The organism is Streptomyces sp. NPDC016469 (assembly GCF_040632905.1).
Classification (GTDB): Bacteria; Actinomycetota; Actinomycetes; order Streptomycetales; family Streptomycetaceae; genus Streptomyces.
In genome coordinates this window covers 33985-58165 of sequence record NZ_JBEYCQ010000034.1, presented here as the reverse complement: position 1 = coordinate 58165, position 24181 = coordinate 33985, and the positions used below count along the sequence as shown (strand labels likewise).

22 protein-coding genes and 1 tRNA gene are annotated in these 24181 nt (G+C 69.1%); 11 read left to right on the top strand and 12 right to left on the bottom strand.

The genetic code is table 11. The features are described 5' to 3' along the window. Positions 1 to 114 precede the first annotated feature (114 nt). The 8 genes from ABZ565_RS29985 to rpmH all read right to left on the bottom strand — a co-directional run bounded on the left by ABZ565_RS29985 (position 115) and on the right by rpmH (position 5986). A complete protein-coding gene (locus ABZ565_RS29985; RefSeq protein WP_361033645.1) occupies positions 115 to 1200 on the bottom strand; it encodes a ParB/RepB/Spo0J family partition protein in 1086 nt (361 codons plus the stop codon). Beyond that, positions 1197 to 2273: a ParA family protein gene (locus ABZ565_RS29980; RefSeq protein WP_361033683.1), complete on the bottom strand. Its 1077-nt coding sequence runs from the start codon at positions 2271 to 2273 to the stop codon at positions 1197 to 1199. Before ABZ565_RS29980 ends, ABZ565_RS29985 begins: the two co-directional genes overlap by 4 nt. Before the next feature lie 209 nt (positions 2274 to 2482). After that, positions 2483 to 3199: a 16S rRNA (guanine(527)-N(7))-methyltransferase RsmG gene (gene rsmG, locus ABZ565_RS29975; RefSeq protein ID WP_073966654.1), complete on the bottom strand. Its 717-nt coding sequence runs from the start codon at positions 3197 to 3199 to the stop codon at positions 2483 to 2485. Between the two features lie 110 nt (positions 3200 to 3309). Next, positions 3310 to 3819, bottom strand: coding sequence for a R3H domain-containing nucleic acid-binding protein (locus tag ABZ565_RS29970; protein ID WP_361033642.1), 510 nt, complete (start codon positions 3817 to 3819; stop codon positions 3310 to 3312). A 14-nt stretch (positions 3820 to 3833) separates the two neighbouring features. Further along, the gene (gene yidC, locus ABZ565_RS29965; protein ID WP_361033639.1) at positions 3834 to 5096 is read right to left on the bottom strand and encodes a membrane protein insertase YidC; all 1263 of its coding nucleotides are present in this window, start codon (positions 5094 to 5096) and stop codon (positions 3834 to 3836) included. Positions 5097 to 5099: 3 nt separating this feature from the next. Then, a complete protein-coding gene (gene yidD, locus ABZ565_RS29960; protein ID WP_361033636.1) occupies positions 5100 to 5459 on the bottom strand; it encodes a membrane protein insertion efficiency factor YidD in 360 nt (119 codons plus the stop codon). Beyond that, positions 5456 to 5827 carry a ribonuclease P protein component gene (gene rnpA / locus ABZ565_RS29955; RefSeq protein WP_143622322.1) on the bottom strand — a complete coding sequence of 124 codons (372 nt, stop codon included), beginning with the start codon at positions 5825 to 5827 and terminating at the stop codon, positions 5456 to 5458. Before rnpA ends, yidD begins: the two co-directional genes overlap by 4 nt. A gap of 21 nt (positions 5828 to 5848) precedes the next feature. After that, positions 5849 to 5986: a 50S ribosomal protein L34 gene (rpmH, locus tag ABZ565_RS29950; RefSeq protein WP_006348049.1), complete on the bottom strand. Its 138-nt coding sequence runs from the start codon at positions 5984 to 5986 to the stop codon at positions 5849 to 5851. A gap of 382 nt (positions 5987 to 6368) precedes the next feature. Between rpmH and dnaA the strand changes: the two genes are divergently transcribed. From dnaA to ABZ565_RS29905, 9 genes are all read left to right on the top strand, one after another. After that, positions 6369 to 8171 carry a chromosomal replication initiator protein DnaA gene (gene dnaA / locus ABZ565_RS29945; protein ID WP_361033632.1) on the top strand — a complete coding sequence of 601 codons (1803 nt, stop codon included), beginning with the start codon at positions 6369 to 6371 and terminating at the stop codon, positions 8169 to 8171. Positions 8172 to 9107: 936 nt separating this feature from the next. Continuing rightward, complete coding sequence (gene dnaN / locus ABZ565_RS29940) at positions 9108 to 10238, top strand: DNA polymerase III subunit beta (RefSeq protein ID WP_018101898.1); 1131 nt, start codon at positions 9108 to 9110, stop codon at positions 10236 to 10238. A 128-nt stretch (positions 10239 to 10366) separates the two neighbouring features. Next, entirely contained in the window at positions 10367 to 11245 is an 879-nt protein-coding gene (gnd, locus tag ABZ565_RS29935; RefSeq protein ID WP_361033628.1) for a phosphogluconate dehydrogenase (NAD(+)-dependent, decarboxylating), read from the top strand. 82 nt (positions 11246 to 11327) lie between these two features. Next, positions 11328 to 12458, top strand: coding sequence for a DNA replication/repair protein RecF (recF, locus tag ABZ565_RS29930; RefSeq protein WP_361033625.1), 1131 nt, complete (start codon positions 11328 to 11330; stop codon positions 12456 to 12458). Next, complete coding sequence (locus ABZ565_RS29925) at positions 12455 to 13018, top strand: DciA family protein (protein ID WP_361033622.1); 564 nt, start codon at positions 12455 to 12457, stop codon at positions 13016 to 13018. Before recF ends, ABZ565_RS29925 begins: the two co-directional genes overlap by 4 nt. Positions 13019 to 13395: 377 nt before the next feature. Then, positions 13396 to 15483, top strand: coding sequence for a DNA topoisomerase (ATP-hydrolyzing) subunit B (gene gyrB, locus ABZ565_RS29920; protein WP_361033619.1), 2088 nt, complete (start codon positions 13396 to 13398; stop codon positions 15481 to 15483). A 46-nt stretch (positions 15484 to 15529) separates the two neighbouring features. Further along, on the top strand, positions 15530 to 18184 hold the full coding sequence (gyrA, locus tag ABZ565_RS29915) for a DNA gyrase subunit A (protein ID WP_361033616.1): 2655 nt from the start codon (positions 15530 to 15532) through the stop codon (positions 18182 to 18184). 93 nt (positions 18185 to 18277) lie between these two features. Continuing rightward, positions 18278 to 18877, top strand: coding sequence for a DUF3566 domain-containing protein (locus tag ABZ565_RS29910; RefSeq protein WP_361033614.1), 600 nt, complete (start codon positions 18278 to 18280; stop codon positions 18875 to 18877). A gap of 76 nt (positions 18878 to 18953) precedes the next feature. Beyond that, positions 18954 to 19030: transfer RNA gene (locus ABZ565_RS29905), tRNA-Ile, on the top strand. 75 nt (positions 19031 to 19105) lie between these two features. On the opposite strand, the gene ABZ565_RS29900 is transcribed toward ABZ565_RS29905, so the two are convergent. Beyond that, on the bottom strand, positions 19106 to 19429 hold the full coding sequence (locus ABZ565_RS29900; RefSeq protein ID WP_361033611.1) for a hypothetical protein: 324 nt from the start codon (positions 19427 to 19429) through the stop codon (positions 19106 to 19108). Between the two features lie 171 nt (positions 19430 to 19600). Next, positions 19601 to 19984 (bottom strand): DUF6344 domain-containing protein, encoded by a 384-nt coding sequence (locus tag ABZ565_RS29895; RefSeq protein ID WP_361033608.1) that lies wholly within the window; start codon positions 19982 to 19984, stop codon positions 19601 to 19603. A gap of 295 nt (positions 19985 to 20279) precedes the next feature. On the opposite strand from ABZ565_RS29895, the gene ABZ565_RS29890 reads away from it, so the two are divergent. Both ABZ565_RS29890 and ABZ565_RS29885 read left to right on the top strand, forming a co-directional pair. Continuing rightward, complete coding sequence (locus tag ABZ565_RS29890) at positions 20280 to 20414, top strand: DLW-39 family protein (RefSeq protein WP_221939369.1); 135 nt, start codon at positions 20280 to 20282, stop codon at positions 20412 to 20414. Positions 20415 to 20759: 345 nt separating this feature from the next. Continuing rightward, a complete protein-coding gene (locus tag ABZ565_RS29885) occupies positions 20760 to 22076 on the top strand; it encodes a hypothetical protein (protein ID WP_361033680.1) in 1317 nt (438 codons plus the stop codon). A 39-nt stretch (positions 22077 to 22115) separates the two neighbouring features. On the opposite strand, the gene ABZ565_RS29880 is transcribed toward ABZ565_RS29885, so the two are convergent. Together ABZ565_RS29880 and ABZ565_RS29875 are read right to left on the bottom strand one after the other, a co-directional pair. Next, positions 22116 to 23498, bottom strand: coding sequence for a serine/threonine-protein kinase (locus ABZ565_RS29880; protein WP_361033605.1), 1383 nt, complete (start codon positions 23496 to 23498; stop codon positions 22116 to 22118). 57 nt (positions 23499 to 23555) lie between these two features. After that, positions 23556 to 24104 carry a helix-turn-helix transcriptional regulator gene (locus ABZ565_RS29875; RefSeq protein ID WP_143622091.1) on the bottom strand — a complete coding sequence of 183 codons (549 nt, stop codon included), beginning with the start codon at positions 24102 to 24104 and terminating at the stop codon, positions 23556 to 23558. Positions 24105 to 24181 lie beyond the last annotated feature (77 nt).

Sequence of the window (24181 nt, the reverse complement as noted above, 5' to 3'; positions counted from 1 at the left end):
GCCCTGCCGGAACGCATCGTAACCACCGCCGGATCAAGCCGACACCGTGACAGAGCAAAGGGCGGGCTGTATTCCGTGAACCGGAAACAGCCCGCCCTCACCGTTCGGCGTGCGTCAGCTCTCGTCGTCCTCGGCCGACTCCTCGGAGGGAGCGCGGTCCAGGACTCGGCCCTCGCCCGGGGCGAGGCTGCCGAGGATGCGGTCCAGGTCCTCCATCGAGGCGAACTCTACGACGATCTTGCCCTTCTTCTGCCCGAGGTCGACCTTCACCCGGGTCTCGAACCGGTCGGAGAGCCGCGACGCCAGATCGGAGAGCGCCGGAGAGAGCCGCGCCCCCGCCCGGGGGCCCTTGGCCTTCTTGGCGCTCGTGGGCCGAGAGCCCATGAGCGTCACGATCTCCTCGACCGCACGCACCGAGAGCCCTTCGGCCACGATGCGATGGGCCAGCTTGTCCTGCTCCTCGGAGTCGTCCACCGACAGCAGTGCGCGCGCGTGGCCCGCCGACAGCACCCCGGCGGCGACCCGGCGCTGCACGGGAGGGGACAGCCGCAGCAGACGCAGGGTGTTGGACACCTGCGGCCGGGAACGGCCGATCCGGTCCGCCAGTTGGTCATGCGTGCACTTGAAGTCCTTGAGCAGCTGGTCGTAGGCGGCCGCCTCCTCCAGCGGGTTCAGCTGAGCCCGGTGCAGGTTCTCCAGGAGGGCGTCCAGGAGCAGCTTCTCGTCGTCCGTGGCCCGGACGATGGCCGGGATGCGCTCCAGGCCCGCCTCGCGGCAGGCCCTCCAGCGCCGCTCACCCATGATGAGCTCAAAACGGTCGGACCCGATCTTGCGCACCACGACCGGCTGGAGAAGCCCGACCTCCTTGATGGAGGTGACCAGCTCCGCGAGCGCGTCCTCGTCGAAGACCTCACGAGGCTGACGCGGGTTCGGCGTGATGGAGTCGATCGGCAGCTCGGCGAAGTACGCGCCGGCCACATCGCCCGAGACCGTCGGCTCGGTCCCCGACATCGGCGAGCTCGGCTCCGGCACGACGGGAGTGGCCCCGAGCGTGGCCACCTTGGCGGCCGCCACACCCCGCTCCGTGGTCAGAACGGGCGAAGAAGCCCCGGAGCCGGCGGACGACAACTGCTTCTCCTGGGGAGCGGCTGGGATCAGGGCACCGAGCCCTCGCCCCAACCCTCGACGACGCTCACTCACTGGATCCCCTCCGAATTGCTCTGCTGACTGATCGAACCGCCCGAGTGGGCGTGCTGTCCCTCGTAGTGCACCCCAACCCCTCGCAACGCGATCTCGCGGGCTGCTTCGAGGTAGGACAGTGACCCGCTGGAACCGGGATCGTACGTGAGCACGGTCTGCCCGTAGCTCGGCGCCTCGGAGATGCGGACCGACCGGGGAATGCTGGTCCTCAGCACCTCCTTGCCGAAGTGGCTGCGAACCTCCTCCGCCACCTGTGACGCCAGCCGGGTCCGACCGTCGTACATGGTGAGCAGGATGGTCGAGACATGGAGATCGGGGTTCAGATGGCCCCGTACCAGCTCGACGTTCCGCAGGAGCTGACCCAGCCCTTCCAGCGCGTAGTACTCGCACTGAATAGGGATCAGCACCTCCGCACCGGCCACCAGCGCGTTGACCGTCAGCAGGCCCAGCGAGGGCGGGCAGTCGATCAGGATGTAATCCAGCGGCTGCTCATACGCCTGGATGGCACGCTGGAGTCGACTCTCCCGCGCCACCAGCGACACCAGCTCGATCTCCGCACCGGCGAGATCGATGGTGGCCGGGGCGCAGAAGAGACCTTCGACGTCCGGGACGGGCTGGACCACGTCGGAGAGCGGCCTGCTCTCCACCAGAACGTCATAGATCGAGGGGACTTCGGCGTGGTGATCGATGCCCAGAGCCGTCGAGGCGTTGCCCTGCGGGTCGAGGTCCACCACCAGAACCCGTGCCCCGTGAAGTGCCAGCGACGCGGCGAGGTTGACCGTCGAGGTGGTCTTGCCCACCCCGCCCTTCTGGTTGGCCACGACCATGACGCGGGTCTGCTCGGGTCGCGGCAGTCCCTCGCCGGCTCGGCCAAGGGCCTCCACCGCCAGCTGTGCCGCACGACCGATGGGTGTGTCGTCCATCGGCGGCGGTGTTTCACGTGAAACACCGTTCCCCGCCGATTCGGTTCGGGGGCCGGGGACCGGATCGGTCATCGGCCCCGCGATGTTGGCGTCGGACCGCAAGGATTCACTCTCCTCGACTTCAGGCTCGCAATGAGCAGAGCCTGTCATGGTTTCGGGGTCGTGAACCAGCGAGGCCCGCTCTTCTGTGGATGAAACCACTTCTGTGGACAACTCCGTAGCCCTAACGGGCCTGCGATGGGGAGGGGCGGCTGCCTCATGACCGCGGCCGATGATTCCATGCAGCAGAGAACGACGTTTCACGTGAAACACGATGCCTCCGCAGGGTAGCTACAGAGCCACGACACTCCGCGCAGGGTTCAGCGACGACGTCGCGTCCGGCTGGTCCGCGCTGCCTTGGCTCGCTTTGCGGCGAACCTCACACCTCCCGGGCTCTCGCCGACCACCACCCGGACCACAGTGGACGTCGGGTCGACCACGCCCTCGCCGACATGCAGCACCTCTGTGTCCACCACGCCCAGCTTGCTGAGCGCGGCCCGAGCCCCGTTGATCTCCTCCTCGGCGGTGTCGCCCTTGAGCGCGAGCATCTCGCCGTACGGGCGCAGCAGGGGCACGCCCCAGCCGGCCAGCCGGTCCAGCGGGGCCACCGCCCGGGCAGTCACCACATGCACCGGCTGCAGGGAGCCAAGTACCTCCTCGGCCCGGCCCCGGACGACCGTCACATGATCGAGCCCCAGCAGCTCCACGACCTCCTGGAGAAAGTTCGTCCGCCGCAGCAGCGGTTCCAGAAGGGTGATCTTCAGGTCCGGGCGCACCAGCGCCAGGGGAATGCCCGGCAGCCCGGCCCCCGACCCCACGTCGCAGACCGTGACCCCCTCGGGGACGACCTCGGAGAGCACCGCGCAGTTCAGCAGGTGCCTCTCCCACAGACGCGGAACCTCGCGTGGCCCGATCAGTCCGCGCGTGACCCCCGCGTCGGCCAGCAGTTCCGCGTACCGGACAGCCTCGGGAAAGCACTCACCGAATACTTCCCGGGCCTCGTCGGGCGCTTGGGGAAGCGCTACTTCCTCCGTCACGGGGGGACCGTCCTTCCGTACCGCACTACCGCACCATGGGTGGCTGTCTATCAGGCTGACAAAGATCGGCCCCGTCTGCGAACAGACGGGGCCGACAGGTAAGGAGCCGGTCAGGCCGGCAGGACGACGACGAAGCGCTGCGGCTCCTCGCCCTCCGATTCGCTGCGCAGGCCCGCCGCCGCGACCGCATCGTGCACGACCTTGCGCTCGAAGGGCGTCATCGGGTCCAGCTTCACCGGCTCACCAGTGCTCTTGACCCTGTCCGCCGCCTTGGCACCCAGCTCGGCGAGCTCCGTGCGCTTCTTGGCCCGGAAACCGGCGATGTCCAGCATCAGACGGCTCCGGTCACCGGTCTCGCGGTGCACGGCGAGCCGAGTCAGTTCCTGAAGCGCCTCCAGGACCTCACCGTCGCGCCCCACGAGCTTCTGCAGCTCGCGCGCCGAGTCGCTGATGATCGAGACCGCGGCCCGGTCCGCCTCGACGTCCATGTCGATGTCGCCGTCGAGGTCGGCGATGTCGAGCAGGCCCTCAAGGTAGTCCGCTGCGATCTCCCCTTCCTGCTCAAGGCGGGTCAGGGTGTCGCTGCCCTCAGCGGCCGTGGAGATGGTGCCTTCCGTCACGGATGGACTCCTTCTTACTTCTTGGACGGGTGCTTGGGCCGCTGCGGGCCCTTGCGCTGTCCGGACTTGGCTTGGCGTGAGGAGCCGGACGCGGTCTTGCCCGCCGGCTTCGACTTGTCGTCCTGCGCGGTGCTCTTCTTCAGGGAAGTCTTGGACGCCGGCTCGCCTGCGTCGTCCTCCTTGGCACCGCCCTGGTGGACCGCACCGGTCTGGCGCTGCGCCTTCGTCTGCCGCTTGGGCTGCTGGCGGCGCTGCGGGGCTCCGCCCTCGGCCTCGGCGACGGCGGTGTCGCTCTTGGCCACCGTGCCGTCCTCCTGGGGAGCGAGCCCCAGCTTGGCCAGTCCGACGACGAACTTGCGCTCGATGTCATTGCGGTCCGGGCCCTTGGCCACGATCCGCTTGACGGTGTTGCGCCGGGTCCGGCCACGGACCTCACCGTGCGCGGTAACGCTCTTCAGCACGCGTCCGAGGTACTGCTCCTGGGCCTTGCTGCCCGGCGTCGGGTTCTGGTTGATCACGTACATCTGCTGACCCATGGTCCAGACGTTCGTGGTGAGCCAGTAGACGAGGACACCGACGGGGAAGTTGATGCCCATGACCGCGAAGATCAGCGGGAAGATGTACATCAGCATCTTCTGCTGCTGCATGTACGGCGTCTTGACCGTCAGGTCGACGTTCTTCGTCATCAGCTGGCGCTGCGTGAAGAACTGCGAGGCCGACATCATCACGATCATGACCGCGGTGACGACCCGGACGTCGGTCAGCGAAGCGCCGAGGGCATCGACCTTGTCCGCGCTGTCCATGAACTTGGCGGCCAGCGGAGCGCCGAAGATGTGGGCCTGCCGGGCGCTGTCCAGCAGCGACTGGTCGATGACGCCGATCTTCTTGTTCGATGCGATCGCGGAGAGTACGTGGTACAGCGCGAAGAAGAACGGCGACTGCGCGATGATGGGCAGGCACGAGGAGAGCGGGTTGGTACCCGTCTCCTTGTACAGCTTCATCATCTCTTCGGACTGACGCTGCTTGTCGCTCTTGTAGCGCTCCTGGATCGCCTTCATCTTCGGCTGGAGCAGCTGCATGTTCCGCGTCGACTTGATCTGCTTGACGAACAGCGGGATCAGGCAGATACGGATGAGCACCACGAGGGACACGATGGACAGACCCCAGGCCCATCCGGTGTCAGGGCCGAAGATCGCCCCGTACAACTTGTGGAACTGGACGATGACCCAGGAGACGGGCCAAGTGATGAAGCTGAACAGACTGGCAATCGTGTCCACTAATCAGGCTCCTTGAGCTTTGGGCGAAGTCTCTGCGGCCGAACTCGGGAGCTCGGTGGCCGAACCCCCGGGAGGCACGTCAGCGGCGGAGTCCCCGCCCTTGCTGCCGCGTAGGGCGCTGCGCAGCAGTTCGTGCCACCGCGGACGTTTGCGTGGTGGTACGTAGTCCACGCCGCCGGGTGACCACGGATTGCATCGCAGGATGCGCCAGGCTGTCAGCGCCGTGCCCTTGATCGCTCCGTGCCGGTCGATCGCCGTATATCCATAGTGGGAACACGACGGGTAGTAACGGCAGACAGGCCCGAGAAGTGGGCTGATCGTCCACTGGTACAGCTTGATGAGAGCCAGCAGCGGGTACTTCATCGCACGCCCCCTCCCAGCAGCCGCTGCAAGGCGGCGTCCAGGTCTCGGGCCAGCTGTTCATGGCCGGCGTCGCCCGCTCCGGGCAACGCTCGTACGACAACCAGGCTACCGGGGGGCAGCAGGGCAAGCCGTTCTCGGACCAGGTGGCGAAGCCTGCGCTTCACCGCTGTGCGGACGACCGCACCACCCACGGCTTTGCTGACAACGAAACCCGCACGCGGCGGGGGAACGTTCTCCCCAGGCACGTGCGGGTCGGTTGCACCGCTTCGTAGATGGACGACGAGGAGCGGACGACCGGCCCGGCGTCCTCGTCGTACCGCGGTCGCGAAGTCCTCGCGCCGCCTCAGCCGATTCTCGGAAGGCAGCACGTCATGACGACCTGTACGCGATCAGGCGGACAGGCTGGCGCGACCCTTGCTACGGCGGGACGCGAGAATCGCGCGGCCGGCACGGGTACGCATACGCAGCCGGAAGCCGTGGGTCTTCGCGCGACGACGGTTGTTCGGCTGGAAGGTGCGCTTGCTCACTCGGGGGCTCCAGAAATGACTCGTGTGTTGGCGGGACATCGCCTGGCTGTCACCGTGCGCCCACGAGAGACTCGCGTAAACGCCCTAGTGCACCGCATTCACAATCACAGATCGTGATCTTTGCCCATCGGAGGCAGGCGGCAGCAGCCATCGACAACTCGACCTGGTCACGGTACGCGCGGCTGCGCCATCCGGTCAAACCGACCCTGTCGGACCCCCCATTGTGCACAGGCTGTGGACAACGACTTGAACGTCGCGGGTCGGGCTGACTACCGTGGCTGAACTCCGGTTCTTTTTCTTCCCGCCTGCCGGTCCTCACCCACCCCGACCCATACCGTCCCGAGAACCACACATTCGTGGGACCAGCGAGAGAGCGTGCCCTGTGGCTGACGTACCTGCCGATCTTGCCGCAGTGTGGCCGCGAGTGCTGGAGCAGCTCCTCGGGGAGGGGCAGCAGGGCATCGAGCCGAAGGACAAGCAGTGGATCGAGCGCTGCCAGCCGCTCGCCCTGGTGGCCGACACCGCGCTGCTTGCCGTTCCCAACGAGTGGGGCAAGCGGGTCCTCGAAGGCCGCCTGGCCCCCCTCATCAGCGAGACGCTGAGCCGCGAGTGCGGGCGCCCCATCCGGATCGCGATCACGGTCGACGACTCCGCGGGCGAACCGCCGGGCCCGCCGGCGCCCCCGATGCACCAGTCCCCCCAGCCGTCCCACCGCTACCAGGGCCCGCAGCACGACGAGGGCCGGCACGGCGACGGGTACGACGGCTACGGGACCCGGTCCTCGGACGACGGCATGCCCAGCGCGCGGCCCGCCTACCCGGACTACCAGCAGCAGCGCCCGGAGCCCGGCGCCTGGCCGCGAACCCAGGAGGACCTGTCCTGGCAGCAGCCCCGGCTCGGCGGATTCCAGGACCGCGAACCGTCCCCCGACCAGTGGCGCGAGCCGTACGGCGGCCGTTCCCCGCAGCAGCCGCAGCACGACTACCGCCCGCAGCCGCCGGAGCGCCAGGGGTACGACCCGCAGCACGGCGAGCGTTCCCGCCCCGAGCACCCGGAGCCGCAGCACCGTCCCGGCGCCGGCACCGGCCGTCCCGGGGGAGCCCCGGGCCCGATGGGCGCACAGCCCGCACCGGCCCCCGGCCCCGGCGAGCCGCACGCCCGGCTGAACCCGAAGTACCTCTTCGACACCTTCGTCATCGGTGCCTCGAACCGCTTCGCGCACGCCGCGGCCGTGGCGGTGGCCGAGGCGCCCGCGAAGGCGTACAACCCCCTGTTCGTCTACGGGGAGTCGGGACTCGGCAAGACCCATCTGCTGCACGCCATCGGGCACTACGCGCGGAGCCTCTACCCGGGCACCCGGGTGCGGTACGTGAGCTCCGAGGAGTTCACCAACGAGTTCATCAACTCGATCCGCGACGGCAAGGGCGACACCTTCCGCAAGCGGTACCGCGATGTCGACATCCTGCTCGTCGACGACATCCAGTTCCTGGCGAGCAAGGAGTCGACGCAGGAGGAGTTCTTCCACACCTTCAATACACTGCACAACGCCAACAAGCAGATCGTGCTCTCCTCCGACCGGCCGCCGAAGCAACTGGTCACTCTGGAGGACCGGTTGCGGAATCGTTTCGAGTGGGGGCTGACCACCGACGTCCAGCCCCCCGAGCTGGAGACCCGGATCGCGATCCTGCGCAAGAAGGCGGTGCAGGAGCAGCTCAACGCGCCTCCGGAGGTGCTGGAGTTCATCGCCTCCCGTATCTCGCGCAACATCCGTGAACTGGAGGGCGCTCTCATCCGGGTGACGGCCTTCGCGAGCCTCAACCGGCAGCCCGTGGACCTGGGGCTCACGGAGATCGTGCTGAAGGATCTGATCCCGGGTGGCGAGGACACGGCCCCGGAGATCACGGCGAGCGCCATCATGGCGGCGACCGCGGACTACTTCGGCCTGACGGTGGAAGACCTCTGCGGATCGTCGCGCAGCCGGGTGCTGGTGACGGCCCGGCAGATCGCCATGTACCTGTGCCGCGAGCTGACGGATCTCTCACTGCCGAAGATCGGTGCGCAGTTCGGCGGCCGGGACCATACGACGGTGATGCACGCGGACCGCAAGATCCGGGCGCTGATGGCGGAGCGGCGCTCCATCTACAACCAGGTCACCGAGCTCACGAACCGCATCAAGAACGGCTGACGGCGCCCCGCGCCGACACCCGCACGTACCCCGAGGGCGCTGTGCGGACTCGTCAGGAGTCCGCACAGCGCCCTCCTGTGTTCCCCGAAAGCCGGCTCGCAACCCCCTGCGCAGGGCTCCGGACACCGGTCGGCCGTCCACCGGTCCCGCTGCTGGAGGTCCCGGTCTGTTCGATTAATCGGGAGGTCACGGGTGTTCTCCACAGATCCGGGCACTTTTTTCCCTCCACAGCCTGGGGATCCAAAAGTTGTCCATACTGCATCCACAGGCAGAACCTTCGGGAGAGCATCAGGCCAGCTCAGCGGGTTGGGGATTTGTGGTCAACGATGATCCACAGCCTGTGGACAAAATTTTCGTCCACAGGCCGGGCCCGGGGTTGTCCACCGACTGCCCACAGGTCCGAGGCCGTTTTCCCCAGCAAGAGCCCGCTTCTCCACACCGCTGTCCACTGTTCGGCAACACGACAGGCCCCGTCACCAGCCCGAGTGAAAGGCGTCACACCAAGAGGCAGGGTTGGCCTGTGGGGAACGGGGGTAAAGCTGGGGACAGACCTGGGGAGAAACCGCCCTCCCCTGTGTACGGGTTGTGCACAACTTCCGGCTGTCCACAGAAAGCCCGGGTTGTCCACCGGTTCCACCCACAGGGTCGGTGGATAAAAAACCGGCTCTGAGCTGCGAAAACGGGGTTATCCACGGTTTCCACAGGGCCTACTACTACCACCACTCATAGTTAGCTCGGAATCCGTTTCGAAGTGGGGCCTGTGCACAACTCGCCCTCGGAGCGCTCCGGGCTGCTCGCCGCGATTTGACCCCGAGCAGCAACGAGTGTCGGTGCGGTGCGTCAGACTGGTCCCCGGCGTCCTCCCCCTCTCTTCGGCGGAGCGACCCGACCAGACGACGAAGGCCGACAGGGCGAAAACAGCAGGAGGCGGTTCCGGTGAAGATCCGGGTGGAGCGCGATGTACTCGCGGAGGCGGTGGCCTGGGTGGCCCGCAGCCTTCCGGCCCGTCCGCCGGCGCCCGTTCTCGCGGGCCTTCTGCTGAAGGCCGAGGACGGCGCGCTCAGCTTCTCCAGCTTCGACTACGAGGTCTCGGCACGGGTCTCGGTGGAGGCCGAGGTCGAGGAGGACGGCACCGTCCTCGTCTCCGGCCGGCTGCTCGCCGACATCTGCCGCGCCCTCCCCAACCGTCCGGTGGAGATTTCCACAGACGGTGTACGGGCCACCGTCTCCTGCGGCTCCTCGCGATTCACCCTCCACACCCTTCCTGTGGAGGAGTACCCGGCGCTTCCGCAGATGCCGACCGCGACCGGCACCGTCCCCGGTGAGGTCTTCGCCTCCGCCGCCGCCCAGGTCGCCATCGCCGCGGGCCGCGACGACACGCTGCCCGTCCTGACCGGCGTCCGCATCGAGATCGAGGGCGACACCGTCACCCTCGCCTCCACCGACCGCTACCGTTTCGCGGTCCGTGAGTTCCTCTGGAAGCCGGAGGACCCGGAGGCTTCCGCCGTCGCCCTGGTGCCCGCCAAGACGCTGCTGGACACCGCCAAGGCCCTCACCAGCGGTGACACGGTCACCCTGGCGCTGTCCGGCTCGGGCTCGGGCGAAGGGCTCATCGGGTTCGAGGGCGCCGGGCGGCGTACGACCACCCGACTGCTCGAAGGCGACCTGCCGAAGTACCGCACGCTCTTCCCCACCGAGTTCAACTCGGTCGCCGTGATCGAGACCGCCCCGTTCGTGGAGGCCGTCAAGCGCGTCGCCCTGGTGGCCGAGCGCAACACCCCGGTCCGGCTGACCTTCGAGCAGGGCGTCCTGATCCTGGAGGCCGGCTCCAGCGACGACGCACAGGCTGTGGAAAGGGTCGACGCCGTGCTGGAGGGCGACGACATCTCGATCGCCTTCAACCCGACCTTCCTGCTCGACGGCCTCAGCGCCATCGACTCCCCGGTCGCCCAGCTCTCGTTCACGACCTCCACCAAGCCGGCGCTGCTCAGCGGCCGCCCGGCCGTGGATGCCGAGGCGGACGACGCGTACAAGTACCTGATCATGCCGGTCCGCCTCTCCGGCTGACCTCCCCCGGCCCCGCCCCGGCGGGGCCCGACGGGCGTGTTCAGCGCCGAGCACGCCCGGCGTCCTGTCCCCTTCCGGGCGTAGGCTCGGACTTGGGTACGAATCGGCACAACGCTAAGGAATCTCTGATGGAGCTCGGTCTCGTCGGCCTCGGCAAGATGGGCGGCAACATGCGCGAGCGCATCCGCCGCGCAGGCCACACCGTCATCGGTTACGACCGCAACCCGGATCTCGCCGATGTCCACAGCCTGGAAGAGCTTGTGGGCAACCTCAAGGGCCCCCGGGTCGTATGGGTGATGGTCCCGGCCGGAGCCGCGACCCAGTCCACCGTGGACGAGCTGGCCGAGCTCCTCTCGCCCGGCGACATCGTCGTGGACGGCGGCAACAGCCGCTGGACCGACGACGAGAAGCACGCGGAGGAGCTGCGCCGCAAGGGCATCGGCTTCGTCGACTGCGGCGTCTCCGGTGGCGTCTGGGGCCTGGAGAACGGCTACGCGCTCATGTACGGCGGCGACGCCGAGGACGTGGCGAAGGTCCAGCCGATCTTCGACGCCCTGAAGCCCGAGGGCGACTTCGGCGCGGTCCACGCGGGCAAGGTCGGCGCCGGCCACTTCGCCAAGATGGTCCACAACGGCATCGAGTACGCCATGATGCAGGCGTACGCCGAGGGCTGGGAGCTCCTGGAGAAGGTCGACTCCGTCACCGACGTGCGCGAGGTCTTCCGCTCCTGGCAGGAGGGCACGGTCATCCGCTCCTGGCTGCTCGACCTGGCGGTCAACGCCCTGGACGACGACGAGCACCTCGACAAGCTCCGCGGCTACGCGGCCGACTCGGGCGAGGGCCGCTGGACGGTGGAGGCCGCGATCGACAACGCGGTGCCGCTGCCCGCGATCACGGCGTCGCTCTTCGCGCGCTTCGCCTCGCGCCAGGACGACTCCCCGCAGATGAAGATGATCGCCGCGCTGCGCAACCAGTTCGGCGGCCACGCGGTCGAGAACAAGAAGTAACCCGCAACGAGGAGCGGGAGGGCCTACCGCCCCTCCCGCCGTCGGAGCACGGAGCAGGAAGCCGGGAAGGTCGGCGCACACCATGCACGTCACGCATCTGTCGCTGGCCGACTTCCGCTCGTACGCCCGGGCCGAGGTGTCCCTCGACCCGGGCGTCACCGCGTTCGTGGGGGCCAACGGCCAGGGCAAGACGAATCTGGTGGAGGCCGTCGGCTATCTCGCCACGCTCGGCAGCCACCGCGTCTCCTCCGATGCCCCGCTCGTCCGCATGGGCGCCGAGCGGGCGGTGATCAGGGCGGCCGTCACCCAGGGCGAGCGCTCGCAGCTGGTCGAGCTCGAACTCAACCCGGGCAAGGCGAACCGTGCCCGGATCAACAGATCGTCGCAGGTCAGACCACGTGACGTGGTCGGCATCGTGCGGACGGTGCTGTTCGCTCCGGAGGACCTGGCCCTGGTGAAGGGCGACCCCGGCGAGCGCCGGCGCTTCCTGGACGAGCTGGTCACCGCGCGGTCGCCCCGGATGGCCGGGGTGCGATCCGACTACGAGCGGGTGCTCAAGCAGCGGAACACACTTCTGAAGTCCGCCGCGATGGCCCGCAGGCACGGCGGGCGCTCCCTGGACCTGTCGACGCTCGACGTGTGGGACCAGCACCTGGCCGCGGTGGGCGCGGAGCTGCTGACCCAGCGCCTGGACCTGATCGCCACGCTCCAGCCGCTGGCCGACAAGGCGTATGGGGACGTGGCGCCGGGCGGCGGCCCGGTGGCGCTGGACTACCGCAGTTCCGTCGGCGGCGAGGCCGGCCCCGCACGCACGCGTGAGGAGCTGTACGGACAGCTCATCGAGGCCCTGGCCGGGGTCCGCAAGCAGGAGATCGAGCGCGGAGTGACGCTGGTCGGCCCGCACCGCGACGACCTGGTGCTGGGCCTGCGCGGGATGCCCGCCAAGGGGTACGCGAGCCACGGGGAGTCCTGGTCGTACGCGCTGGCGCTGCGTCTCGCCTCGTACGAGCTGCTGCGCGGCGAGGGCAACGAACCGGTGCTGGTGCTGGACGACGTGTTCGCCGAACTGGACGCCCGCCGCCGGGAGCGGCTGGCGGAGCTGGTGGCGCCGGCCGAACAGGTGCTGGTGACCGCGGCGGTGGACGACGACGTGCCTGGGGCGCTCGCGGGGACGCGGTACGCGGTGTCCGCCGGCGAGGTGGAGCGGGTGTGAGCGGCGCCGGTGAGGAGAAGGCCCCGGGCTCCGAGGACCGGGCGAAGCCGGCCGAGCCGTCCGGCGTGGACCTGGCCCGGGTGGCGCTGCGCGCGGCCAAGGAGCAGGCGCGGGCGCGCGGCGAGGCGGCGCAGCAGAAGAAGCAGGCCAGACGCGGGGGCGGGCTGCGCTCCGGGGCGCGGCGGGACGGCCGCGACCCACTGCCGCTGGGCGCCGCGATCAACCGGCTGATCACCGAGCGAGGCTGGGAGACCCCGGCGGCGGTCGGCGGGGTGATGGGCCGCTGGCCGCAGATCGTCGGTGACGACCTCGCCCTGCACTGTGTGCCCGTGCGGTACGACGAGGAGCCGGACCAGCGGGTGCTGACGGTGCAGTGCGATTCGACGGCCTGGGCGACGCAGCTGCGGCTGCTGGCTCCCCAGCTGGTGGCCCGGCTCAACGCGGACCTGGGCAACGGCACGGTCCGGATGATCAAGGTGCTGGGTCCCGGCGGGCCGCAGCACAGGTTCGGCCCGCTGCGTGCCCCGGGGAGCACGGGCCCGGGCGACACCTACGGCTGACCCGCCGCGACCTGGGCTTTTCCAGCCCGTACGCGGATGGGGGCCGGTGCGTACGGAGGGGGCGCGGGGCGTCCAGGGCGCCCGGGGGCCCGATTACGTGGCACGTGAAACCAGGTGGTGGTGAGCGGGCGTCCCTCACCGTAGCGGAGGGCTGACAGGCCGAAGCGCTCAACGCCTGCGTGAGCCCCTTGAGGCCCCGTCCCGGATATGGGGAGTCGTCAGCCGCTCATTCAGGGCGGCACATGCGTACTCAGGTGCCCGCAAACCCCCATTCGGGTCGGCGCTACCGGTAGACTGATGAACAATCCCGCGTCTGGCGGGATTCGTCGATACAAGCCGAACGACGCAGCCGCTCCCGCCTGCCCGGAGAACGGCCTGTGCTGTGCCAGAAAGGGCGCTTCGTGGCCGATTCCGGCAACCCCAACGAGAACATTCCGTCCACCCAGGGGGAGGGCGACGCCGCTCCCGCCCCGGCCGAGGCACAGCCCTCGTACGACGCCAGCGCGATCACCGTGCTGGAGGGCCTGGACGCGGTCCGCAAGCGACCCGGCATGTACATCGGCTCGACCGGTGAGCGCGGTCTCCACCACCTCGTGCAGGAGGTCGTGGACAACTCGGTCGACGAGGCCATGGCCGGGCACGCGGACACCATCGACGTCACGATCCTCGCCGACGGCGGGGTGCGCGTGATCGACAACGGCCGTGGCATCCCGGTCGGCATCGTGCCGTCCGAGGGCAAGCCCGCCGTCGAGGTCGTGCTCACCGTCCTGCACGCGGGCGGCAAGTTCGGCGGTGGCGGTTACGCCGTCTCCGGTGGTCTGCACGGCGTCGGTGTCTCCGTCGTCAACGCCCTGTCCACGCGGGTGGCGGTCGAGGTGAAGACCGACGGGTACCGCTGGACCCAGGACTACAAGTTCGGTGTCCCGACCGCCCCGCTGGCGCGTAACGAGGCCACCGACGAGACGGGCACGAGCGTCACCTTCTGGGCCGACGGCGACATCTTCGAGACGACCGAGTACTCCTTCGAGACGCTCTCGCGCCGCTTCCAGGAGATGGCCTTCCTCAACAAGGGCCTCACCCTCAAGCTGACCGACGAGCGCGAGTCGGCGAAGGCGACGGCCGGCGCGGACAGCGCCGAGGCGGTGGACGTTCCCGAGGAGGAAGTGGCCCGCTCGGTCACGTACCACTACGAGAACGGCATCGTCGACTTCGTCAAGTACCTCAACTCCCGCAAGGGCGATGTCATCCACCAGTCGGTGATCGACGTCGAGGCCGAGGACAAGGACCGTCTGCTCTCCGTCGAGATCGCGATGCAGTGGAACACGCAGTACAGCGAGGGCGTCTACTCCTTCGCCAACGCGATCCACACGCATGAGGGCGGTACGCACGAGGAAGGCTTCCGCGCCGCGCTGACCTCCCTGGTCAACCGTTACGCCCGCGACAAGAAGCTGCTCCGTGAGAAGGACGACAACCTCACCGGTGAGGACGTCCGCGAGGGTTTGACCGCGATCATCTCGGTGAAGCTGGGCGAGCCGCAGTTCGAGGGCCAGACGAAGACCAAGCTGGGCAACACGGAGGCCAAGACCTTCGTGCAGAAGGTCGTCCACGAGCAGCTGACGGACTGGTTCGACCGCAACCCCAACGAGGCGGCCGACATCATCCGCAAGGGCATCGCCGCCTCGACCGCCCGCGTGGCGGCCCGCAAGGCGCGCGACCTGACCCGGCGCAAGGGGCTGCTGGAGAGCGCCTCGCTCCCCGGCAAGCTCAGCGACTGCCAGTCGAACGACCCCACCAAGTGCGAGATCTTCATCGTCGAGGGTGACTCCGCAGGCGGCTCGGCCAAGTCGGGCCGTAACCCGATGTACCAGGCGATCCTGCCGATCCGAGGCAAGATCCTGAACGTCGAGAAGGCCCGGGTCGACAAGATCCTCCAGAACACCGAGGTCCAGGCGCTGATCTCGGCGTTCGGCACCGGGGTCCACGAGGACTTCGACATCGAGAAGCTCCGCTATCACAAGATCATCCTGATGGCGGACGCCGACGTCGACGGCCAGCACATCAACACCCTGCTGCTGACGTTCCTGTTCCGCTTCATGCGTCCGCTGGTCGAGGCCGGCCACGTCTATCTGTCGCGCCCCCCGCTGTACAAGATCAAGTGGGGTCGCGACGACTCCGAGTACGCGTACTCGGACCGCGAGCGGGACGCCCTGGTCGCGCTCGGCAAGCAGAACGGCAAGCGGATCAAGGAAGACTCGATCCAGCGCTTCAAGGGCCTCGGCGAAATGAACGCCGAGGAACTGCGCGTCACCACGATGGACATCGACCACCGGGTGCTCGGCCAGGTCACGCTGGACGACGCGGCGCAGGCGGACGACCTGTTCTCGGTGCTCATGGGTGAGGACGTCGAGGCGCGGCGCTCGTTCATCCAGCGCAACGCCAAGGACGTCCGCTTCCTCGACATCTGAGTCGGCCGTACAAGCAAGCCGCAGCGCGAAAGGACTTTGACCAGCAATGGCCGATGAGAACACCCCCGCACCCGTGACGCCCGAAGAGGTACCGCCCGTCGAGGGCGTGGGCATGCGTGTCGAGCCCGTCGGGCTCGAGACGGAGATGCAGCGCTCCTACCTCGACTACGCGATGTCCGTCATCGTCTCGCGTGCGCTGCCCGACGTGCGGGACGGACTCAAGCCCGTCCACCGCCGGGTGCTGTACGCGATGTACGACGGCGGCTACCGGCCCGAGAAGGGCTTCTACAAGTGCGCCCGCGTCGTCGGTGACGTCATGGGTACGTACCACCCGCACGGCGACTCCTCGATCTACGACGCCCTGGTCCGCCTGGCCCAGCCGTGGTCGATGCGCATGCCGCTGGTGGACTCCAACGGCAACTTCGGTTCCCCGGGCAACGACCCGGCCGCCGCCATGCGGTACACCGAGTGCAAGATGATGCCGCTGTCCATGGAGATGGTCCGGGACATCGACGAGGAGACCGTCGACTTCCAGGACAACTACGACGGCCGCAACCAGGAGCCGACGGTCCTCCCGGCGCGCTTCCCGAACCTGCTGGTCAACGGCTCCGCGGGCATCGCGGTCGGCATGGCGACCAACATCCCGCCGCACAACCTGCGCGAGGTCGCGTCCGGCGCCCAGTGGTACCTGGAGAACCCGGAAGCCTCGCAGGAAGAGCTGCTGGACGCCCTGATCGAACGGATCAAGGGCCCGGACTTCCCCACCGGCGCGCTGGTCGTCGGCCGCAAGGGCATCGAGGAGGCGTACCGCACCGGCCGCGGCTCGATCACGATGCGCGCGGTCGTGGCGGTCGAGGAGATCCAGAACCGCCAGTGCCTGGTCGTCACGGAGCTCCCGTACCAGACCAACCCCGACAACCTCGCGCAGAAGATCGCCGACCTGGTGAAGGACGGCAAGGTCGGCGGCATCGCCGACGTGCGCGACGAGACCTCCTCCCGTACCGGGCAGCGCCTGGTCGTCGTACTGAAGCGGGACGCGGTCGCCAAGGTCGTCCTGAACAACCTGTACAAGCACACCGATCTGCAGACCAACTTCGGTGCCAACATGCTGGCGCTGGTGGACGGGGTGCCGCGCACCCTGTCGATCGACGCGTTCATCCGCCACTGGGTGACGCACCAGATCGAGGTCATCGTCCGGCGTACGAAGTTCCGGCTGCGCAAGGCCGAGGAGCGGGCGCACATCCTGCGCGGCCTGCTGAAGGCCCTGAACGCCATCGACGAGGTCATCGCCCTCATCCGGCGCAGCCAGACCGTCGAGATCGCCCGTGAGGGCCTGATGGGCCTGCTGGAGATCGACGACCTCCAGGCGAACGCGATCCTGGAGATGCAGCTGCGCCGGCTGGCCGCGCTGGAGCACCAGAAGATCACCGCCGAGCACGACGAGCTCCAGGCGAAGATCAACGAGTACAACCAGATCCTGGCCTCGCCCGAGCGGCAGCGGCAGATCGTCAGCGAGGAGCTGGCGGCGATCGTCGACAAGTTCGGCGACGACCGGCGCTCCAAGCTGGTGCCCTTCGAGGGCGACATGTCCATCGAGGACCTGATCGCCGAGGAGGACATCGTCGTCACGATCTCCCGCGGCGGCTATGTGAAGCGCACCAAGACGGACGACTACCGCTCGCAGAAGCGCGGCGGCAAGGGCGTGCGCGGCACGAAGCTCAAGGAAGACGACATCGTCGACCACTTCTTCGTGTCCACGACGCACCACTGGCTGCTGTTCTTCACCAACAAGGGCCGGGTCTACCGGGCCAAGGCGTACGAGCTGCCGGACGCCGGCCGGGACGCGCGCGGTCAGCACGTGGCGAACCTGCTGGCCTTCCAGCCGGACGAGCGGATCGCGCAGATCCTGGCGATCCGCGACTACGACGCCGCGCCCTATCTGATCCTGGCCACCCAGGGCGGCCTGGTGAAGAAGACCGCGCTGAAGGACTACGACTCGCCGCGCTCCGGTGGTGTCATCGCCATCAACCTGCGCGAGACCGCGGACGGCGCCGACGACGAGCTGATCGGCGCGGAGCTGGTCTCGGCCGACGACGACCTGCTGCTCATCAGCAAGAAGGCCCAGTCGATCAGGTTCACCGCGACGGACGAGGCGCTGCGGCCGATGGGCCGCGCCACTTCGGGCGTCAAGGGCATGAGTTTCCGCGAGGGAGACGAACTGCTCTCGATGAATGTCGTCAGGCCCGGTACTTTCGTGTTCACTGCCACCGACGGCGGTTACGCGAAGCGGACCCCGGTCGACGAGTACCGCGTCCAGGGTCGCGGTGGCCTCGGCATCAAGGCCGCCAAGATCGTGGAGGACCGGGGCTCGCTGGTCGGCGCGCTGGTGGTCGAGGAGACGGACGAGATCCTCGCCATCACGCTCGGCGGTGGTGTGATTCGTACGCGAGTCAACGAAGTCAGGGAGACGGGCCGTGACACCATGGGCGTCCAACTGATCAATCTGGGCAAGCGGGATGCCGTCGTCGGCATCGCCCGCAACGCCGAGGCGGGCCGCGAGGCCGACGAGGTCGACGGACCCGTCGACAGCGACGCCGAAGGCGGGACGACCGAGGCGACCACGGCCGACGAGGCCGCCGGCAGCACGGTCGACAGCAATGTCGAGGACACCTCGTCCTCGACCGGGGAGCACGAGGAGTAGAGCGTGAGTGGAGCCACGGGCGCCGGTTCGGCCGCTTCCGGAGCGGGAGGTAACGGTGCCCGTGGCCCCGCCACGGACTCCCAAGGGGGCACTGTGACGGATACGCGGGGCCCTCAGCCCCAATACGAGGGTTACGCGACCGGGCCGCTGCCCGGCGAGCGGGAACCCGCACCCGGTCAGGCGGGCCCGTACCACCCGCCGCAGGCCTACCCCTCGCCTCCGGGCGGGACGCCGGGCGGTGCGGGGCCCTACGGCCCCCAGCAGGGCGTGGGACCGGCCCAGACGGCCCGCAAGCCGCGGACGGGGGCGCGGACCACTCCGCGTACCCGCAAGGCGCGCCTGCGCGTGTCCAAGGCCGATCCGTGGTCGGTGATGAAGGTCAGCTTCCTGCTGTCCATCGCGCTCGGCATCTGCACGGTGGTGGCATCGGCGGTCCTGTGGATGGTGATGGACGCGATGGGCGTCTTCTCCACCGTGGGCGGCACCATCAGCGAGGCGACCGGTTCCAACGAGGGCAACGGCTTCGACCTCCAGGCGTTCCTGTCGCTGCCCCGGGTCCTGATCTTCACCTCGGTCATCGCGGTGATCGACGTGGTGCTGGCCACCGCGCTGGCGACCCTGGGCGCCTTCATCTACAACCTGTCGGCGGGCTTCGTGGGCGGTGTCGAGCTCACGCTGGCGGAGGACGAGTAGCCCGGCGGGTATCGATTTTGGGACTGGCCCCGACGTGCGCTAATCTTCAGAAGTCAGCGCGACGGAAAAGCGCGGCGGGGCTATAGCTCAGTTGGTTAGAGCGCATCCCTGATAAGGATGAGGCCACAGGTTCAAATCCTGTTAGCCCCACCAGCACGAAGGCCCTCCACCGGAAACGGTGGGGGGCCTTCGGCGTTGCCGGAGGCGATTACGTGATCGCCTCGGGTCCTATCTCGTGGCCGTACGCCGGAACCGGCCGCGGACGGTCTCCGTGAGCGCGCCGAGGGCGAACGCCTGGACCAGGGCGCTGACGACGACTCCGCCGGCCAGGAACCAGTACGAGAGCTCGGCCGGGCCTCCCACCGCCGCGCCCACCATGGCGAACAGCAGGGAGGCCGGGGCGGTGAGGAGGAACGGCCAGACCCCGACGAAACCGGGGTCCCCGAAGACCGCGGCGGCCGCCTCGAACGCGATGGAGGCGCCGACGACGCCCAGGTAGACGGCGGAGACCGGGTTGGCGAAGGTCAGGCGGAGCAGGGCGCGCGCGTGCATGGGATCCCCCCGGAGTAGCGGTACTTGGTGGCCCCCATGCTTGTGGCCGGCCCTGCTCCGGGCGTGAGTACCCGTACTCAATCGGCATGTGTGTCCGCGCGGGCACACGGGAAAGCCCCCGTCCGGTGTGAACCGGCCCGGGGGCTCAGGGGATCAGGTGCGGCGGCGCTGTCACGGTGGGAGGAGCGAGGCGTCCTGTGCCGGAGTGCCGTGCGAGGCGCGGGCGGAGCCCGTGGTGTTCACGGTGTTCCTGGTGTCGGCGGACAGATGCCGGGTGGCGGGTGAGGAGCCGTGGGCCTCGGCCCGGATGCGCTGCTTCATCGTGGGCGGCAGTGCGCGGTCACGCGGAAGGGTCCATCGCACCGAAGGTCCGGTCGCGGTTGCGCGGGCGGCGGGGGTGTGTTCGTGGGCCGTGGCCGCCGGCTCCGTGTTCGTGTTCGTGGTCGTGGCCTGCGTGGCGGTGGCCGTGGAGCTCGCGAGGCCCAGGGCCGCGAGGAGTGCGAAGAACGCGGTGACGAAGGCGGTCCAGATGTTCTTGGCCGTGATGGTGCTCATGGCCCCTCACTTTCGGGTGGTCCGGTTTGCTTACCTTTCCGATGATGTGGATCCGGCCCGCGATTTCGTGGACCGACGCCGCGCATGCGCCGATCTTCAGATGAACACCACTCGTATGGTTCAACCGGCCCGCCCCGGCTTCCGGTGGGTGCTTCCGAGGGGCACGCACAGCGGGGATCCCGCCGCACGTCGGCAGGCGCCAATTGGGTTGCGGGGAGGTCACCGGTCGATATCGGCCGGTGTGTATAGTCGGGCGGCAGAAGTCCCCTACGCCAACGAAGGACGAGGTCGCGCGGTGAAGAAGCTTCTCCTGGTCGCACTGGCCGCCATCGGCGGGCTCCTCGTGTACCGCCAGATCCAGGCGGATCGCGCCGAGCAGGATCTGTGGACGGAGGCGACCGACTCCGTGCCCGCAGGTTCGGGTGCCTGAGACGGAACAGCCTGGTAGGAAGCCCCGGCCGCTGACGCGGCCGGGGCTTCGTGCTGTTGCGGGACCGTGACGGGTGTGCTCTTGAGTTCACGCAAGCGAATCAATAGCTTGCGCGAGCAACGATGCTGCGGCGCGAGCAAGGCGGGGGAGCGGACAAGCGGGGCGATTCGGCTGTGCCGCAGACAGTGACGGTGCGGGCGGGGCAGGATGGGCCGTCGTTGCGGTCGCGGGCGCGGGGGCTGCCGCCATGGCCGCGCTCCCGGCCGTGTTCGGATGTGTACACGGCCGTCGAAGGGCAGCCGCACGAATAACGAGGGGAAGCGCGTGATGAGGCGGCGCAGCAGGATGCGGGGGGCGCTCGCGGCGGTGGCGGTGGTGTTCGCGGTGGCGGCTCTGCCGGGACAGGCGTACGCGGCCGGTGCCCCCGGCTCGTACACCTTCGATCCGGACGCCGAGTCGGTCGGCGGTGCCGAGATCAGCGCGGAGGCGGCGAAGCTGAATCCGGGCGGGGCCTACAAGAGCGCGATCCGGAGCGGGCAGAAGCTGTACTACCGGCTGGACCTGGACGCGAAGACGAACGCCTATGTCTCCGCCGTCGTCGTCCCGAAGGGCAGTGGCAAGGTGGCGTACGGGGACGGGATCACGGTCAGCATCCGGGACAGCTCGGACGACGAGTGCAGCTCGCAGGGCGCCGTATTCGGGACCGCGCAGTACCCGCGCCCCATCGCCGCCTACGCCTCCCGGCGGGTCGACAAGGACGGCACCTGCCAGGACGCCGGTACGTACTACGTACTGATCGAGCGGGAGAGCAAGGCGACCTCCGACCAGGGGGAGTGGGACTTGGAGCTGCGTTACGCCTCCGAGCCGGAGCTCGCCTCGTCCGCGCCGACCACGGCCCCGACGTCCTGGCCCTCCGCCTCGCCGCAGCCGCCCGCCGCCGCCACGGACAACACCCGGCGCGGGGGCGCCGGTTACTACGACGCCACGAGCCTGGAGACCGGCGAGTGGAAGGACCGGATCGAGCCCGGGCAGACCCTCTTCTACCGGGTGCCGGTGGACTGGGACCAGCAGTTGTTCGCCACGGCGGAACTGAGCAACAGCACCTCCGAGAAGAGCGCGTACGTCAGCAGCGCGCTGGCGGTGTCACTGGAGAATCCCGCGCTGGGGCATGTCGCCGATGCGTTGCCCCCGTCCTATTCGGGAAAGCCGGTCTCCGTTTCCTTCGACCCGCTGCCCCCGGTCGCGTACCGGAACCGGTACGACTCCAGCGACGATGTCGGCGGGATGCGGTTCGCGGGCTGGTACTACCTCTCCGTATCGCTGAGCCCGGACGTCGCGAAGGCGTACGGGCAGAAGCCGATCGCGCTGACCCTCAAGATCAGCGTGAAGGGCGAGGCGGGGAAGTCGCCGTACAAGGGGGATGCCGGCATCTTCGCCGTGACCCAGGGCGACAAGGACGCGGCGCGGGAAGGGCAGAGCGGGGCGCAGGCCGCCGAGGCCCGGAGCGAGCGCGGCACGATGAAGCTGGTCGCGGCGGCCGGAATCGGCGCCGGCACCGTGCTGGTGCTCTGGCTGGGGGCGTGGACCCTGATCGCGCGACGCCGCGCGGCCGCCGCACCGGCCGCGCAGTCCCCGTACGGCGGGCCGCCCCAGGCCTGGTAGGCGGGGCGGCCTTGGCAGGCGGGGCGGCCGCCCTCGTACTCAGGCCTGGGTCAGCGCCCAGACGCCCACGGCGAAGCAGACCAGCGCCACCAGCAGGACCGGGACCGCCACCTTCGGGGACGGTCCCGGACGCGTTCCCGGGGCGGACGCGGGGGCCTGGAAAGGGGCCGCCCCTTGCTGGGGGTTCGTGTAGGGGTGGGTGAAGGACTGGTCGTGCGGACCGGGGGCCGGTGCGGCCGCGGGGGCCGCGTCGGGGTCGGTGTAGCCGACCGGGTTCGGGTAGCCGTACGGGGCCGCGGGCGCTGCGGTTTGCGGGGCGTGGTGTGCGGGAACGGCCGGCCCGGGAGGCGGGAGATGGAAGCTGCCCGTCTCGGACATGGAAGCCGGCGCGGAGGGGTAGGGCTGTGGCTGCTGCCCGCCGGGGTGCGGGCCGGTCGGCTGGGGCACCGCCGGCTGGGGAGCCGGGGCTTCCTGGGGCGACGCGGTCGGCTGACCGGTGGTACGGGGGCCCGGTGACTGCGCTGCCGCCGGCCCGCCGGAGCGCAGGGGGCCGTCGGGGCCGAAGCCCTCGGGCAGCGGGCCGATCTGGTCGAAGACCTCGACCGGCTCCTCGGCGTCCGAGGGCTCGGGAAGCATCTCGACGGCGGCGTTCAGGGCCTTGCGCGCACCCGTGGCGGTACGGAAGCGGTTCTGCGGATCCGGTTGCAGAAGCCCCGCGATGACCTGCCACAGCGGCTCCGGGACGCCGTCGGGGGCAGTGGGCGTGCCATGGGCGGCGAAGTGCTCGATGAGCTCCTGCGAGTCGGGCTTGGTGCCCTGGAGAAGATAGAGGGCGACCAGGCCCACCGCGAAGAGGTCCGCCGGGAAGTCCGGTTCGGCGCCCATCATCTGCTCGGGCGCGAAGTAACCGAGCGTTCCCACCACATAGTTGGTCTCGGTGAGACGGGGTTCGCCCTTGCGCATGGAGATGCCGAAGTCGGACAGCCGCAGATGCGGCCGACCCTTACCGGTGGCCTCCATGAGGATGTTGGCCGGTTTGATGTCCCGGTGTACGACGCCCTCGGCGTGCACCGTCGAGAGGCCGGACAGCAGCTGGTCGAGCAGGGTGCAGACGAACCGAGGGGGCAACGGGCCGTAGTCGCCGATGACATGGGCCAGCGAACCGCCGCTGACGAGGTCCATGGTGAACAGGACCTGGTCGTCGTCGGCGGCCCAGCTGGCCGGCGCCAGCACATGGGGGTGCTCAATGCGCAGCGCCTGCTCACGGACGAAGCGGAGCAACGTGTGCGCGTCGCTCTGCTGGAGCACCTTGGCCGCCACATAGCGGCGGCGCCGGTGGTCCCAGGCGCGCCATACGGCACCGACGCCACCGCGTCCGATCGGATCGACCAGTTCGTACCGTCCGGCGAAGACCTCACCCATGGCGCTGCGCCCGCTCCCCGTTCATGTTCCGGCCCGTGCCCCCGTACCGTGCGGGGCCTAGCTCTGGTGGCTCTCGTAGTGCGCCACCGCTTCCGCGGTGCGCCCCGCTCCGTACACCCGGAGGAACTCTGCCAGTTCCGGGTGCGTCGGGGCGAGGGAGTCCGCGGCATCGATGATGTCACCGGCCGCCGCGACCGAGCGCAGCAGCGACTGGATCTCCCGCACCACCCGTCGCACGGTGGGCGCCCCGCCGCTCGACGTGGTCTGGCCGGTGCCGGAGAGGACCGAGCCGCCCTGGGACTTCTTGATCTCCTCCATGCGGGCTGTGGCCTCGGCGGCGCTGACGCTGCCGTCGGCGACCTGGCCGGCCAGTTCCTGAAGGGCCTGGACCCGCTGGACGACCGCCGGGTTGCCGATCTTCGCGCGCTGACCGCTCATGAGCTGGGAGAGCATCGGAGCGGACAGCCCGAGTGCCGCGGCGAGGCGGGCCTGGTTGAGACCGAGGTCGTCGATCAGCCGGCGGAAGAGCGCCCCCAACGGCTCTCCGTACCAACTGCGCTGAAGATCTCTGGCTCTGGCCGTGGCCTCTTGCTGCGCTGCATCCATTGCGTCTCCCCTTCGCATTCGCTTCGCTGCTGCGAACCTCGACCAGCATCTTACGGAGCGTGGTCGCGCACGGGGAG